The sequence below is a fragment of the Ruegeria sp. G2 genome, from assembly GCF_056533505.1.
The window spans coordinates 95,364-111,494 of record NZ_JBQFON010000011.1; the positions used below are offsets into that span (position 1 = coordinate 95,364).

Consider the following 16,131-nt stretch of genomic DNA (forward strand, 5'->3'; position numbering starts at 1 on the left):
TTTATTCCTCCGTCCCTGAACCGGCACCGTCGCGGTCCAGACTACCATTCCCACCCCGAGCAATATCGACGCCGCGATCAATCAGCAACTGTAGGTAGGTATCAAAATCGCCTTCGTGATTGTCCATCGCAACAACATTCATTGCAAAGGCCACGATTTCCGCCGCCCCGAGCGGGGCTGGCATAGTCGCTAAATCGCCGGTTCCCAGCGTACCATCTGAATAGAGCACGCCAATGGCACAATTCACGGTTTCGTCATCCGGGTCGGCCAGATCAATGGTTTCCCCCGCTTTTTGCCGGTTTTCGGGCGTTGGGCGAAACACCCATTCCTCGGATGCAGCTAAAGCGCGGGTATTGTTGTCCGGCGCTTTGCCGATGTAATCGCGCGCGGCCAGGCAAGACCACCACACGCGCTCCCGTGGCGGCAGCGCAACACCCAACAGACGCAGTACATCAATGTAAGCTTCCTTTTTATCCAATTCAGCCAGAACAACATCCACTGCAGCGCTGGCCGGGGCATCAAGTTCAACACTGAGCCGCGCGTTGGCGTCGGCCAACATGCGGGCGGCGGGTACCTGCGGGACCTTGACCATATCTGCAAATCGTTCACTCATCGGTCAGCCCCCTAGTTGATCATTGTCAGGCCGCCCTTGAGGGTCAGCATGGCATCGCCGTTCACAGTCGTCATCGGGCTTTTTGCATCCAGTTTGGCATTCGCCTGAACCTTGATCATCGTACTCTTGATTGTAATGCTTGTCGGATCCAGCTTGATCGATGACCCGCCCACTTTCAGTTCAATCGACTGCATTGCGGTGACGGTAATCTTGCCCGATTTGGCATCGACCTGAATATTGCCGGTGTTCACCGTGGTTGTCTTGTTCCCGGTCTTGATCGTTTCGGTGTTGTTGCCGGTCACGGTGCGGGTGGACTTGCCCTCGACCGTTTCGGTCTGGTCGGTCTTGATTTCGACCGTCTGGCTGCCGGTTTCAATCTTGAAAGTATGGTCGCCCTCTTTGATCGTTTCATCCACGTTCTTCTTGACCACCTGGCTCAGACAGCCGTCGCCGCCGTTGCCGCCTTTGTCCAGCTTGTCATAACCAACGGTAATGGTGGACATGTTCTTGACCAGCTTTTCATGATCCTTCTGCGCCTGAAAACGCACCAGTTCTTCGCCCTTTTTGTCCTCGAACATCAGCTCGTTGAACATCTCGGCGCTGCCACCTTTCGAGGACCGCGTCTTGATCCCGGTCTGCGTTTGATTGGCAGGCAGCGCATAGGGCGGCATGGTGTCCGCGTTGTACAGCATGCCGGTACAGATCGGCCGGTCCGGATCGCCCTCTTCGAACTGGATCACCACCTCCTGACCAATGCGGGGAATGCTGACCATCCCCCAGTTCTTGCCGGACCACGGCGTGACGACACGCACCCAGCAAGTCGTGTTCTCGTCTTTCTTGCCTTCGCGATCCCAGTGGAACTGCACTTTGATGCGCCCGTGCTTGTCGGTCCAGATTTCCTCGCCGCTTTTGCCAGTCACAATGGCGGTATGCAGCCCCGAAATCTCGGGCCATGGCGCGGTCAGGGGCGAGCGGTATTTGACTGATTTCGGCTGCGCCTCGAACTCGACCATGAACATCTCGCCGCCATCATCGGGGAATTCCAGCGCGCCGGTATCAAGGTCTTGTGAGTTCTTCTCGAACCCGTAACCCTCGGTCGTCTGCAGGTAATAGGTAGCCCCGGTGATCAGGAAATCATCGTTCTGGGCCTTTTCGGGATGTTCCTTCAACGTGAAGGTTTTGCCCACCTCCATCGCCCGGACTGAGGCGCGGCCCCGGCGGCGGTCGAACCGGGCATCTTCGGCCTCCATGCGCACCTGAGCACGGGTCGTGCCGAGCTTGGTTTCCTTATAATAATGTCCGGGTGCATCGTACAGCTCATAGCTTTTGTAGTTATGCGTAGCCTTGGTCTTTGTGTTCGCCCGCACATCCAGCTTGGCGTTCGGCGTGTTGAAATCGAAATCCCGCAGCGACACGACGCCCGGTACGACCTCTTGCGAGCTAGCCCATTCCGACACGCAATCCGGCAGGCGCTGTTTATAGTCATCGCCTGGGCGATATTCGACCGTCGATATGCCTTCGATGGGCTTGTGCGCGGAAACATCGTCGCACAGCACGAGCGTTTCCAGCTTACGCTCGGCATTCGCGTAGTCGAAATAATAATAGATGCCCTCTTCCTGCATCAGACGCGAGATGAAATCGAAGTCGGTTTCCCGGTACTGCACGCAGTATTCCCGCTGCTGATAACTGGCGCTCAGACTCTTTTTGAAGTCCGAGAACGCGTACTCGCCGAAGATTTTTTCGATGATCTGCACGGCGGTCATGTTCTGGAAAATGCGGCTGTCGGTGGTCTGATCCAGCATCCAGAACCAGGGTCGCAATTCTGCCAGCAATTGTACAAAGCCATCCCGCAGTGCCAGCCGTTCAACGCGAACAATCGTGCCGGTGAACTTGCGCTCGGCCCCCTTGGCGGCGGCCATGTGGATGGTCATGATCTTGCCCAGCAGCTTGTCCAGCGCGATGGACTTGTCCGGCGACAGAACCTCGACCTGAATGTCCGTTAGCTCGCCCAGCTTTTCCGTCACAATCGCCCGCCGGATGACAAGCTCGTCTTCGCCATAGCTGTATGAGCCGGTGATCCGAAGGGGCCACTCTTTACTTTGCATACCTTGCGCCATTTACCGTTCCTTCCAAATCTCGTTCGACACGCCGTTACAGATCGGCCAGCAAAGCCGCCAGTTCCGGGTCCATTTCATCTTCATCCCCGTCATCCCCCGCATCATCATCAAATGCCGAGAGAAAATCATCCAGACCGCCAGCGTCATCGTCCTCAATATCCAGGTCGAAGTCATCGTCATCCAGATCCGATGTGTCGTCATCGCCGAGGTCAAGATCTGGATCGGAATCATCGTCCAGACCCAGATCATCCATATCAAACTCATCGTCCGAGACCGCCTCTTCCGCCTCGGGCTCATCCGGCACATCCGGTGATGGCGCCGGAGCCGGGACGCCTGACCACGGCCCTAGCAACTCCTGACCAGCGACCGAGTTGAACGATCCCAGCCTGATCTCATCCCGCCCTTTGACAGACAGCAGGGGCATATAACCGCGCTGAACCGAATGTTCGTGCTTGTCCAAACTGATATTGCGCTCGGTGCAGGGCAGAGCCATCTGATCGCCATAGCGGTCGTTTACGAAATGATAAGGCATTCCACCAAGGCTCATGACTGAACCCAAATTCATCGCTTTGCCATTCTGCTTGAATGACCGTGCAAGTAAGATCGTCACTAGCACCGCTGGATTGGCCCAGAGCATTCCGCGCAATCCTTCAGCCTCGGTGAATTCCTCGAATTCAAACTCATAAATTGGTTCGGAATTGGCCCCGTATGGCCGACGCAGCAGAAAGCGTGGCGAAGCAAGCCCGACATGCCCGGCTTCAGGCATCATGCGGAACGTGTCCCAAGCCTTGACCACCAATGGGTGGCGGTCGTCTTTCTTGATGTCCAGATAGGCGGGTGTAATAGCGCTGATAAAGGGTGCATCCACATGTGCTGCAACCCGGCCCACGCGCCCGAGAAGTTCTGCATGAGGCGGTGTCTCCTCGAAAGTATAAAGACCGATCAGCGCAGAATATCCCCCGCGTCCGTTCTCCTCGTCCAGGGGTTCTTCGGTCAGCAAACGCACAAGCCCGGTTTGGGCCAGATCCTCTTCGGCGGCCAGATCGGCGGCGATTTCTTCAGCGGATACATCGTAGAGGATCACATCCAGCGTATCGTCATCTTCGACGCTGCGGGCGATCAAGTCCAGACTGCGCCATTGCGCCTCGACTGACTGAAATTCGGGATGATGCAGAACCAGCCGCATCGCCGTACTCAGCGCGTCATCTACCGCAGTCTGCATAGCGGCGACATCGGGACTGGGTAGTTTGTGGATATGCGGCCCAACCACGCGCTTCAACAGATCGTCCACCGGAGAGGGTTGCGCCAATTCACCGCCGGTATCACCGATTAGCTTCTGAAAATCGCTCAGTTTCAGATCAGCTCGTACGGTGTTGCCACCCGAAGACTTGCGCGGTGGAACCACAGCCTGGCCAAATTCCTCTCCCCATGCCGTCAACTGTTTTGCCGCATGATCCGCCGTTGCTCCGGCACTCAATTGGCCTTTCAGGCCCGCCAGACCCTCAAATAGCTCAACGTTTTCGTAAAGCTCATCGGGATGCAGGTCGTCGAGCTCATTCAGTTTCACCTCAATCCCTGCGCCATCCTTCCCGATAGGCAGCACAAGGGTGGTGGCGAAGCCGGCGATCACATCCTCAACCGTATCCGAATCCAGCAGGATCGGTTTGCGCGCGGCCAAAGCGTCCCCCGTCTCGATCTGGCCCCTCGCAGAACGGCCCGAGAAATCGCCAAAAACTGCTATACGAAAACGGCTACGCTTCAAGCGTTCAGGATCGGGCCTGTCGGCGCTCATCCGACCAAAAGCGAGCATCGGTTCCCCATCCGGTTTGGCCCCTTCCGAAGCGACCTCTTTACCGGTGCCCTCGGATTCGTCATCGTCCGACAGCAGATCGTCCAAATCAAAGTCATCTGCGTCATCGGACATAGTCTCTGCTTCATCCGAGTCATCCAGCAAACTGTCCAAATCAAGATCGTCCAGATCAGTCTCGGCACTTTCGGATCCTGATACGTCATCGGACGAGTCATCATCGTCGAACAGGTCGTCCAAATCCAAATCGTCGAGGTCTTCCTCGGATGTATCCGCCGCGTCATCATCCTCAGACGCGTCGCTGCTTAGCAGATCGTCCAGATCGAGGTCATCCAGCTCATCAGGCACAGGATCTTCTTCATCCGTGTCGTCCAGCAGAATGTCTATATCCAAATCGTCCTGATCAGTCTCGGTGCCTTCAGCTTCTTCTGCTTCGCCGGTCGTGTCGTCATCGCCAAGCAGGCTGTCCAGATCCAAGTCGTCGAGATCTGCCTCGGAAGTATCCCCAGCGTCTTCTCCTTCGGTCGCGTCGCTGTCTAGTAGGTCGTCCAGATCGAGGTTGTCGTCTTCACCTTCTGATACGGGACTGTCATCGTCTGACGGGTCATCTTCGAAAAGTTCATCCAGCTCCAAATCGTCCCCGTCTGCTTCCTCCGCAGTAGCCTCGGAACCCTCATCATCCAAGGCAAGGTCTCCGAGCAGATCGTCCAGTTCAACCTCATCCGAGGTCTCCTCCTCGGTCGCGCTGTCTGACAAATCGCCTAATAAAGCATCCAAATCGTCAACGTCATCCGCACTTTCCTCGGGCACGTTCTCTGCCAGATCGCCGAGAACATCATCTAAATCTTCTGCGTCATCCGCGCTATCGAGATCCGGAATTGCTGCAAGGATATCATCCGATTCATCATCCTGATCCATGTCTTCTGGTGCCATGTCGGCAATATCGCCCAAAAGATCATCGATGCTGCTGTCTTCAGTGTCCTCCTCGGGCGCAGCGTCGGCAAGGTCGGATAGTATGTCATCACTCTCGTCGTCGTCATCGGCCTCTTCAACGACCGGTAGCGAGGCCAACGCGTCTGCTGAGGAGGTATCCTCCAGCGCTTCGTCAACCGGTGCCAAATCCGCGAGGTCGCTCAGCAGGCCATCTACAGTGCTGTCATCCAGGGCATCATCTGGCGCAGCATCAGCGAGATCGGACAGGATGTCACTGCTGTCGTCGATGTCCTCGGCTTCGACAACATCAGGCAGCGACGCCAGAGCATCGCTGGCTAAACTATCCTTCGCGGTGTCCTCAACCGGCGCCATTTCGGCAAGTTCACCAAGCAGATCATCAACACCACTGTCTTCAGACTCGACCTCCGGCTCTGCTTCGGCAAGGTCAGACAGGATTTCGGAATAATCGGTTTCGGTTGCTTCTTCTGTCTCTGGGAGGGACGATAGCGCCTCTTCTAGGGAATTGTCCTCGGCAACAGCATCTGAGGCCTGATCTGCGAGGTCGGACAAAATGCCTGCTGCCTCATCTTGCGCCTCGTCTTCTGCCATGTCTGGAACTGAAGACAAGGCGTCTTCAACCGAAGTATCTTCTACGGCCTCTTCGGGGGTTGCACCTGCCAGATCAGACAGCACGCCAGCGGTCATGTCGGTTTCGTCGTCGCTTGCAATCGCTTCCGGTAATGAAGCCAAAGCATCGTCCAGGGACGTATCCTCAGGCGGGTCTTCGGGAGCATTGACAGATAGGTTCGATAAGACGTCTGACGTCTCATCCGGATGTTCGACGACCTCGGTTTGGGGCAGCGTCGCCAATGCCTCGGCCACTGAGTGATCCTCGGGAGCGTCCTCGGGGGCCAACTCCCGCAATGCATCCAGTGTCGACGCTGGGTCAGGATCTTCAACCGGGCCGCTTGCCAGCGTCGCCAACAGTCCAGGATCGGCCAGAATCTTTTCGATCAACGCCTCGGCTCCGGCCTTGCCGTCCATATAGGCCATAAGCGTGGCTAGCTGAGTGCGCGCGTCCAGTAGTTTCTGCAGGGGTTCAATCTTGGCCGCGATCTGAGCCGGGTTGAAATCACCCATCTTCTCAAATGTCAGGTCCACCGACAGATTGCCATCACCGGTCAGAGTATTGGGCACCGAAAACGCAACACGAGGAGCCATCGCCTTCATGCGTTCATCGAAATTGTCGACGTCGATCTCGAGAAATTTGCGGTCAGAAATCGAGACGGCTTCGGCCTTAGACTTCCCGGACAGATCACTCAGAACTCCCATCACGAACGGTAGCTGAACCTTTTTCTCGGCCCCGTACAATTCGACATCGTATTCGATCTGAACCCGCGGCGCCCTGTTGCGTGCAATGAATTTCTGAGAACTGTCAGCCATCGCCCTGCCCTTTCAACTCCGCAACTTCGCGACGCAACGCTTTCACTTCGACCAGCAGTTCCTTAACGCGATCATCAACTATGTCCGTTTCGCTGCGTACCAGTTCACGAAGATGCGAAAACTCTTCGACCGACTCGTCTTCGACCGCTGACTGCATCGTATTGACCAGTAAACCAATGAACAGGTTCAACACTGAGAACGCAGTTATGACTATAAATGGGACAAAGAATAACCACGCAGTTGGATGTGTTTCCATCACGGGACGCACGATGCCCATCGACCAGCTTTCCAGCGTCATGATCTGGAACAGCGAATACAAAGACCGGCCCAGCGTGCCGAACCATTCGGGAAAATCGGGGCCATACATCAGCGTAGCCATGACAGCAAAGACATAGAACACGATCGAGATCATGATGATCACTGCGCCCATGCCCGGCAACGCATCAAGCAACGCCTGTACCACAGCGCGCATCTGCGGAATGACTGACAAAAGGCGCATGGCGCGAATGACCCGCAGCCCTCGCAAGGCCGAAAGGCCATCGCGATTGGGCAACAGGCCCAGTGTTACGACCACAAGATCAAAGATGTTCCATGCATTTCTGAAGAAACTCAGCCGGTAAGCATAAAATTTCAGCAGCAACTCGGCTACGAAAATACCTAGGACGATGCTGTCAAACGTGGTCAGGAGATGGCCAACACTGGCCTGTATGGACGCCGAGGTCGACAATCCCAGCGTGATCGCATTGAAAATGATCACGCCAAGAATGGTGTTGGTCACAGCCTTGCGTTCAACAAATGCACGCACGGTGTCGCGGAGCGTTTCGCTCTTCTCGATACCGGTATCCAACATGGCCTCCTGTCGTCTAGCATCTGTTGGGCGCACAAGTGGCGCGCCCAACGTGTCAGGGTTCGATCAACCTACAGCGTCGCTGATATTGTCGATCATACCTTTCACGGTCTTGATGTTGGTGAACATGTTCTTGGCTTCCGTCGCGATGGTTTTCTTGTCCAACGCCTTGATCTTGTCGATGATCGCGGTGTCATCCACTTTCAGACCATTGCCTTCCATCAACGCGTTCATATCATTTAGAAAATTCTCGCGATCTTCCAGCTTCTTTGAAAGTTCACTGGCCGAGCGTTTGACGTTCATACATTCAGCGCCCAACTTGATCCCTTCTTTGAGGGTCTTGGAGCCTCTGGCCGCCTTCATCAATTTGTCTGCCGAAGCGCCCAGATCATCCACTTTATGACGTGTCTTCGTCGTATGCTCGCGGTATTTCTCGCGCGCTTTCTTTGCGTCCTCTGCCTTGCCTTTCACCGCTTTCGCTGCGAAGTCCAGCATATTCTTGGCGATAGTCTTGGGGTCTTTGCCCTTTGTAACTTCCTCACCCATCGCAATAGCTTTGGCGGTGAATTTCTTAATCGCCTCCAACGGCTTTTTCGGCGAAATACCGGATGTATCCGTGATACCCTGTCGCTCGGCCGCCTGCATGATGACAGATTCACGCAACTTCATGTAATTCTGGATTGCCTTATACAGATCCTTGCGCAGCTTTTCCTCACCCTTGAGCTGTTGCTGAAGCTCCTTGCCCAGAGAATACACTTGCTTGGCAATGGTCTTGTAGGCCATCGCATCTGCGCCCGAAGATGCCACCAACCTCGCGACTGCGCCACTGATCTTGATGACGCCCATGGTTACTTTCACCGTGGTTTTTATGCGTGCCTCTTTCAGCAGCTTGTCTTTGTTCGCTTCGTCTTTCAGCTTCTTTTCGATCGCCACCTTGGCCGCACCTTCGGCGGAGGCCATGGCATTCTTGATCGACTGATTGACGCCCTGGATCAGCTTTTCCGCCTCGTCCTGGGATTTTTTCCCAGGCGTCTTCATCAACTCCCCGACTTTTTTGTCGAGCCGGACAGCCTCTTGAGTGATCGTCTTTTCGTAATCCTCCAGCACCTTCATGCCGGCATCTTCCAGACGTTTCAGCGCGGTTGAGGGTACCGGCGCGGGCTTTTTCAGCTTACCCGATTTCGTGATCTCGAATTCTACATCAACCCGGTATTTCGGGATTTCGATGTATTCAAGCTTTGGCTTCGACCGGATCAGATCGACGACGTAAAACTTGTGCTTCGTAACTGTAGTCTTTGCCATCTTGGGACTCCTCCACTGGCGATATTCTATTGAGTTATGATCCGTCCGAATGGCGGCCTTTGTCAGTCAAACCCATAAGTGAATTCGCCGTCTGTGACCTCGATCACCACTTTTGAAACTTCGTGCCCTTCCATCATACGACGAAGAAACTCAGCCGAGATATCAGGCAGCATCGTATTGGTCACAATCGCGTCGATCATGCGACCTCCGCTGTCCAATTCCTGGCAACGGTTGACGATCTCTTCGACCACTGAGTCAGAGTATTCAAAGGGCACGCCATGAGCGTCCTGAACACGTTTTTTGATCCGGCCCAGTTGCAGTTTGGTGATCTCGCCCAACATTTCGGGGCTCAGCGGGTAGTAGGGGATCGTGACCAAACGTCCCAAAAGCGCGGGCGGGAAAACCTTGAGCAGCGGATCACGGAGCGCTTTGGCCATCCCCTCGGGGTCGGGCATCAAGTCGGGGTCCGCACACATATCCATGATCATCTCGGTCCCGACATTCGAAGTCAGCAGAATCAAAGTATTCTTGAAATCAATTACGCGACCCTCGCCATCTTCCATCACGCCCTTGTCGAAGACCTGAAAGAAAATTTCGTGTACATCAGGATGCGCCTTTTCGACCTCATCCAACAGAACTACCGAATACGGTTTGCGTCTTACCGCTTCGGTCAGCACACCGCCTTCGCCGTAGCCGACATAACCCGGAGGTGCTCCTTTCAAACTGCTGACGGTATGAGCTTCCTGATATTCGGACATGTTGATCGTAATGACGTTCTGTTCGCCACCGTACAAAACCTCGGCCAGTGCCAGTGCAGTTTCCGTTTTGCCAACACCACTGGTGCCAGCGAGCATGAACACCCCGATCGGTTTGTTCGGATTGTCCAGTCCGGCACGGCTGGTTTGAACCCGCTTGGCGATCATCTTCATCGCGTGGTCCTGACCGATCACACGCTTGGCCAGCCGTTCTTCGAGATTCAGGATGGTCTCGATTTCGTCTTTGACCATGCGGCCGACAGGGATACCTGTCCAGTCACCGACGACGCTGGCCACCGCCTGATGATCCACGATGGGCAGAATCAGCGGGCTATCACCTTGTAACACTTCCAGTTCTGCATTCTTGGCCTTCAATTCGGCCAGCAGTGCCTCCCGGTCGATGGGTTGCGTATCCGGGGCTTCATCGGTCGCGGCTTCACCCTCGGCTGTTCCAGTTCCTTCAACCTCCTGACCACCCTCGCGCAGCTTGGCGCGCAGGTCGAGAATTTCTTCAACCACCTTTTTCTCGGCGTCCCAACGTCCAGTCAATTCTGCCAGACGCCCTTCCTCGGCCACTTTCGCGGCATTCACCGCTTCGCGCCGATCGGCTACGTCATATCCTGCTGTCTCATCCCGCTCGATAATCTCCAACTCAGTCGTCAATGCTTCGATCCGCCGTTGGCTGTCGTCGACTTCCGCCGGAACCGCGTGCTGGGATACCGCAACGCGGGCACAGGCGGTGTCCAGAAGGCTGACTGATTTGTCGGGTAACTGACGCGCGGGGATGTAGCGAGCCGAAAGCGTCACCGCCGCCTCGATCCCTTCGTCCAGAACTTGCACACGATGGTGTTTCTCCAGCATCGAGGCGATACCGCGCATCATCAGAACAGCTTTTGGAATATCTGGCTCTTCAACATGCACGACCTGAAAACGCCGGGTCAGGGCTGGGTCTTTCTCGATGTATTTCTTGTATTCAGCCCATGTAGTCGCGCCGATTGTACGCAATGTACCACGCGCGAGCGCTGGTTTCAGAAGGTTGGCCGCATCCCCTGTCCCTGCGGCTCCACCAGCACCAACCAATGTATGCGTTTCATCAACAAACATTACGATCGGCGTCGGGCTGGCCTGCACCTCGTCAATCACCTGACGCAGGCGGTTTTCGAACTCTCCCTTCATCGAGGCCCCGGCCTGTAAGAGACCCACATCCAACACCAGTAAGCGCACATCCTTCAATGCAGGTGGCACGTCACCACGGGCAATCCGCAGCGCAAACCCTTCAACCACAGCCGTTTTACCGACGCCAGCCTCACCAGTTAGAATCGGGTTGTTCTGACGGCGGCGCATTAACACGTCGACGATCTGACGGATTTCCTCATCGCGACCCACAATCGGATCGATCTCGCCGTTGCGCGCCTGATCGGTCAGGTCAGTGCAGAACTGCTCCAAAGCCTCACCCTTACCCATCGCGCCGGGTGCCATCGCACTGCTGGCCTCACCAGGTTCGGCACCGCCCCCAACATTGGAACCATCCTGTGCGCCCAACGTATCCTCAGGAGAACCATCTGTGGCCTCAGCAAAGCTGTCGGCCAGATCATCTGCGCCTATCTTCGCGAGCTCGGGCGACATACTGCCCAGAATATTGCGTAGTGCGGGCGTCTTGAGCATGCCCAAAATCAGATAACCCGTGCGTACTTTGCTATCGGAGTACAAAAGCGACCCCCAGACCCAGCCGCGTTCCATCGCATCCATTAAGTGGTCGGAGAGGTCCGAGATCGAGGACGCCCCGCGCGGCAGCATATCCAGACTGCGGGTCAGTTCCGACGCGATCTTGCCCGGATCCAGATCATAGTGCTGGATGATCCGGTGAATGTCGCTGTCTTGGCCATTGAGGATTTGATGCAACCAATGCTGGATCTCGACATAAGGATTGCCCCGCATCTTGCAAAATACAGTGGCCCCTTCGATCGCTTGATAGCCCAGCTTGTTTAGCTTGCCGAAAAGCGAAACACGGCTGATTTCCGTCATATCCAATACCTCTCGTTGGGGGCCAGTTCTTTGGCCTCGAATTCTTGTGTCGTGTAGCCGGGGTACAGAATCAGATCATCTGCATCCGGCTGGGTTTTGTCCGCTTCATCGCGGCTTTTGATCCAGCTTGTGTGACCCAGCTGTGTCGTGCCGCCCAGCGATGCGCGGGGCACTTCGTCACCGGCCAGAACCAGATTGATCTCCCAATCCAGAGTGTCGCCGACATAGGTGCGTAGGATCGCCTCTAACCGCTGCTGCGACAGGCCGCCGGGAAGCAGGCGTTTGTAGTCTTCTAGTGAAACCGGCCCTATCCGGATTCGAAATTTGGCCGACCGAGACCAAACCCGGCTCCCGATGCTGGTTGACTGTCCCAGACGAGCGGGCCCACCCAGTTGCCAGGTATCATCGGGCTCAAGTTCCAACCAGGATCCTACAAATTGTTGGATGTGTGCCTCGACGCCGAAATAGTCGGACAGTATCGCGATCAGACCTTCAGCTGTCTTGGTGCCCGATCCCAGATGCCCGGCGAAAAATCGGCGTAGAATGTCCGACATCGCATCGCGATCTACGAACGACTGCCCTTTAAAACCGGCCAAAGCAGCCACCCGCTGTTCGAACGGATCATCCCCACGATCGAAGCTGGGGGCCGGTTCGGCTACTGACCATGCGCGGTACAGCAAGCTCATCATTCGGTGCGTCAGCATGTCGGCAAAAGCGACAAAAGTAGGATCGCGGTGATTACGTTGCCGGTCGCGGGCGAATTCCGTCAAGTGCAACGGCAAAGGGCCTTGCGGGCCGAAGAATCCAAAGAATAGGTTGTTCAGCTTCCCGGGAGCGTTTTCTGACGCCGGTTCAAAACGGGTTAGAGTATTGGGAGGAAAGGCCAGCGACACATCCTGTCCCAACCGCACTTTGTCTTCGCGCGGACGGCGGGATTCGCCCAACCTCGGTGCATCGGAATAATGCGCCTCGATCACCCGAAGCGCCTGAAAGACATGATGCCTTTCAGGGTCTGCCGCCAGCGCGGCAAGCAGGCTCAAATGATCCTGCCCAGGCCGGCTGCTGGTCGCCATCTGGCAATCTCTCCTCGTCTTTCGGTTTTCAGAACGGTTTCCGTGAAACTGTTGATCGTCGTATATTTACGGAAGAACCGTTCAAGCACGGCACCCAGAACATATACGCTGGTGCCTTCGTAAAAGCTTTCATCAAACCCCAACGTGATCTCCAGACCGCGCACGGCTGTGCTGAGCACTTCGTCGCTCATCCGACGCACGATTGGGCGACTGGTAACAGACGCCACGCCCTCCAACTGTTTTTCGGTCACCCTATTTCCCAGAGGAGCATAGATCCCCAACAACTCGCGCAGCGCGCCTGCACCGCCTTCCGCGCCATCACCAGAGATCGAAAGATAGTTCAGGCTCAAATGGCTGATTAATTTCCAGGCTGCATCCCCCTGAGCCAACGTCGCATGAGGTCGAGTTGGGGTTACGGGTGTGCGTACCGATTTAACTGGCCCACCTTCTGGCAGATGGAACACATCTGTCCCTCCCGCTGCAAGCAGCATAGGAAGATCCCGGTTCGAGCACAGCGCCTCAACCGCCAACTGGTCAAGCGATCCGGGGTAAGGAGCCTGAGCCCGATCTACCAGCGTCAGATACACTTCGGAGCCCAGATAAGATGTGCGAACTCCGCGCAACCGTTCTTTTTCGTTCCGTTGCCGCATCCGACGCTTGACCGTGTAATAGGCCGAGTGGTTATCGCCCGCAGCTGTCAGATCGGTGTCGCTGTAGAACGGGCGGAAAGGAATGTCCCCTTCTTCATCGGACTGAATCCCGGTCACGCGATCAATCGAAAATATCTCATAATCCAAACCAGCTGTCCGGTTCGGCACAACATGGTGCTCGGTGTCCATTTGCGTGATATGAACCCGGTCACATCGGCGGTGAAACAGATTGACAGCCGGAACTGTGTTCAGCGCAAATGCCGCAGGCGTAACCGCCGGAGCGACATCGCGCATCCCGTCCTGCAGCAGGATATAAATATCAACATCACTGCCCGCCGACTGTTTCAAAGCCTGTTGCAAGCCGGTCAATTCGACGAACAGGAAACGTTCGGGCATTGCGAAATATTCCTGCAACAGACGATAGCCGTCAAAGGATTGGCGCGGTGTCGGCAGCAAAGCTTCGTCAGGCTCGAACCCTTTGGGGATAACATCTGCCTGGTTTAGGCGAACGGTCCAGTCCGCACGCCGATCTGTCGACCGCCCTGTCAGGCCTACGCATTGAGTCGCCAGCAATTCATGAAGCGCCCATGCCTTGCCGCTCTGGGTGTCCAGATGCAGCACAAGATCGTCCAAACCCAGTTCTGCCATAGGTTCGCCGTCGGTGCGTCTCAAACGCAACCGGATGCCAGCCCGGGCGTCAGTTTCCTTGGCCACACCTGCTGCGACCAGTTCACCGCGCCCGTCAATGTATTCGGCTTCGGTAATCTCAATCGGCCACAGCGTCATGTCGGCCGAGGTCCTGAATTCACACGCGGTCTGCTCCCCTTCTGCCAAGTAAGAACGCAACGTCGCACCACGTGAAATCGTATAGCCCTCTTTGAGGGCTGCATTACCAACGTCCGGTTCAAACTGCGCAATCATCATGGATGGAGTCGGGGCCAGATAATGCGGATAGACAATTTCCAGAAGGTTCGACGTGAATGTCGGGAACTGCATTTCCAGTTCCAACTGCACGCGTGCCGCCAGAAAAGCGCTCCCCTCTAGCAGGCGTTCTACATAGGGATCGACAACTTCGATCCCTTCCATCCCCAGACGGGACGCGATCTTGGGATAAGCGGCAGCGAACTCTGCCCCCATTTCGCGAAGAAAGGCCAGTTCAGTTTCGTAGTGTTTGAGCAGGCGGGTATCCATCGCGCTAACTCCGCTCGATCGCGACTTCGCCGGTCGTAATATCAACGCGACTGCGTAGGTAAAGCTCCAAAGGCATCGGCTGAGCCCACATTACAGCGCGAATATCGTATTCTACATGCATTTCGCCCGATCCTTTTTCGGACCGCAAATCAACCGAGACCGAGCCCTTCATAATACGAGGTTCGAATACCTCGATCGAATCCGCGATAGAGCGTTGGATTCGCTGGGCTTGTCGCAGTGTTGAAAACGACCCCGAGCTTTCGCGGATGCCGTAATTTAGAACAGATTTCGACGCGTAGGGATAAGTATCTTCGTCAATCAGATCGGATTGATCTGTGGTATTGAGCAACAAGGACAGATCACGCTGAATGATTTCTCTCAGGCGGCCCACGTCGATCACACGAGAGTCGCGCCCTTCCTTTTTCTGATCCGGCGCGTCGTCCGTCAGCCGATCCAGAAGCGAAGGCTGCAAGCGTTCGGCAAGGGTCTTCTCAGCCATCTCCCGCCGTTTCCCCGGCCCCGGCGGCCACGTTCAGTACCAATTCGCGCACATCCAACAAAGCAATATCGGATTTGTCCGTGGTCAGTATGCGCTGACCCAGGCCGGTAAAGGTATCAGATCCCGCATCGACCCAACTTGTCGCGCGCGCCAACCGAGCGGCATCGTCTCCGTGTTCTGTCGTGCCCGGGTATCGGGTAGGGATCAACGCCGCAATTTCTCCGCCACTGGCAACAGTCAAAGTGCAGGCTGTCCAGACGGCGTCACGCAGGTCGCTGGGTGCCTCGATTTCAAGTCGAGCAATCTGAGCAAACGGGAGCCAGAAATAGCGCCCGTTCACAATAACCTCCAGCACCGGACCCAGACGCATGTCAGCATCCGCGATCCATTCGAACGTTTCGCCATTCACGGTACCTGACGTTGCGGGGGCCGCGTCGAAGGCTTTCGCCCGCATCTCGGCAGCTTGTTCAAGGTTCCCACCCGCGGTCAACTTCTGGGCTTCAATCAGATGCGCCAGCCATTCTTCGGGCTCGCCAAAGATCATCGGAGTTTTCTCGGCCGCAAAGACCTTTTCGCGATACACTTCGCAAATGATGGCCTCGCGGTAGGTCTTGGCCATCATTGTGGCCGCCTCATCCATTTCCGCGCTCAGCTTCAGTTGAGTGATCGCGCGTTTCCAATCTCCCATGACGCAAAGTAATTGAAACAGGAAAATCCGGAGCTTAGCATCAGCTGGATTTGTGCGGATTTTATCTTGCAACGCAGTTAGCGTGGCAGTCAGATCGCCTGTTCTTAGATGTTCTTCCGGCGTCATGAAGCCCTCGCGTCGTCAGGATGTTAAAAAAGGAAATAGCCTTGGCGGAAAATATACCGCCA

General features: G+C 55.7%; 10 protein-coding genes. All 10 read right to left on the reverse strand.

Annotated features, from left to right (window positions below; genetic code table 11):
- Window position 1 precedes the first annotated feature (1 nt).
- Window positions 2–613: a DUF6931 family protein gene (locus ACR0DU_RS18320; protein ID WP_480876429.1), complete on the reverse strand. Its 612-nt coding sequence runs from the start codon at window positions 611–613 to the stop codon at window positions 2–4.
- A gap of 11 nt (window positions 614–624) precedes the next feature.
- Window positions 625–2,730, reverse strand: a complete 2,106-nt coding sequence (locus ACR0DU_RS18325; protein WP_010443405.1) for a type VI secretion system Vgr family protein — start codon at window positions 2,728–2,730, stop codon at window positions 625–627.
- A 34-nt stretch (window positions 2,731–2,764) separates the two neighbouring features.
- Window positions 2,765–6,913 (reverse strand): type VI secretion system contractile sheath small subunit, encoded by a 4,149-nt coding sequence (gene tssB, locus ACR0DU_RS18330; protein ID WP_480876431.1) that lies wholly within the window; start codon window positions 6,911–6,913, stop codon window positions 2,765–2,767.
- Entirely contained in the window at window positions 6,906–7,763 is an 858-nt protein-coding gene (locus ACR0DU_RS18335; RefSeq protein WP_170472001.1) for an ion transporter, read from the reverse strand. The genes tssB and ACR0DU_RS18335 overlap by 8 nt, the downstream gene beginning before the upstream one ends.
- Window positions 7,764–7,826: 63 nt before the next feature.
- Window positions 7,827–9,062, reverse strand: a complete 1,236-nt coding sequence (locus ACR0DU_RS18340) for a hypothetical protein (protein ID WP_010443402.1) — start codon at window positions 9,060–9,062, stop codon at window positions 7,827–7,829.
- Window positions 9,063–9,124: 62 nt separating this feature from the next.
- Window positions 9,125–11,842, reverse strand: coding sequence for a type VI secretion system ATPase TssH (gene tssH / locus ACR0DU_RS18345; RefSeq protein ID WP_480876433.1), 2,718 nt, complete (start codon window positions 11,840–11,842; stop codon window positions 9,125–9,127).
- On the reverse strand, window positions 11,839–12,915 hold the full coding sequence (gene tssG / locus ACR0DU_RS18350; RefSeq protein WP_480876435.1) for a type VI secretion system baseplate subunit TssG: 1,077 nt from the start codon (window positions 12,913–12,915) through the stop codon (window positions 11,839–11,841). The genes tssH and tssG overlap by 4 nt, the downstream gene beginning before the upstream one ends.
- Window positions 12,879–14,756 (reverse strand): type VI secretion system baseplate subunit TssF, encoded by a 1,878-nt coding sequence (gene tssF, locus ACR0DU_RS18355; RefSeq protein WP_170543733.1) that lies wholly within the window; start codon window positions 14,754–14,756, stop codon window positions 12,879–12,881. The genes tssG and tssF overlap by 37 nt, the downstream gene beginning before the upstream one ends.
- Window positions 14,757–14,760: 4 nt before the next feature.
- Complete coding sequence (gene tssE / locus ACR0DU_RS18360; RefSeq protein WP_010443398.1) at window positions 14,761–15,255, reverse strand: type VI secretion system baseplate subunit TssE; 495 nt, start codon at window positions 15,253–15,255, stop codon at window positions 14,761–14,763.
- Window positions 15,248–16,069: a type VI secretion system accessory protein TagJ gene (locus ACR0DU_RS18365; protein WP_170472015.1), complete on the reverse strand. Its 822-nt coding sequence runs from the start codon at window positions 16,067–16,069 to the stop codon at window positions 15,248–15,250. The genes tssE and ACR0DU_RS18365 overlap by 8 nt, the downstream gene beginning before the upstream one ends.
- Between the last annotated feature and the right edge of the window lie 62 nt (window positions 16,070–16,131).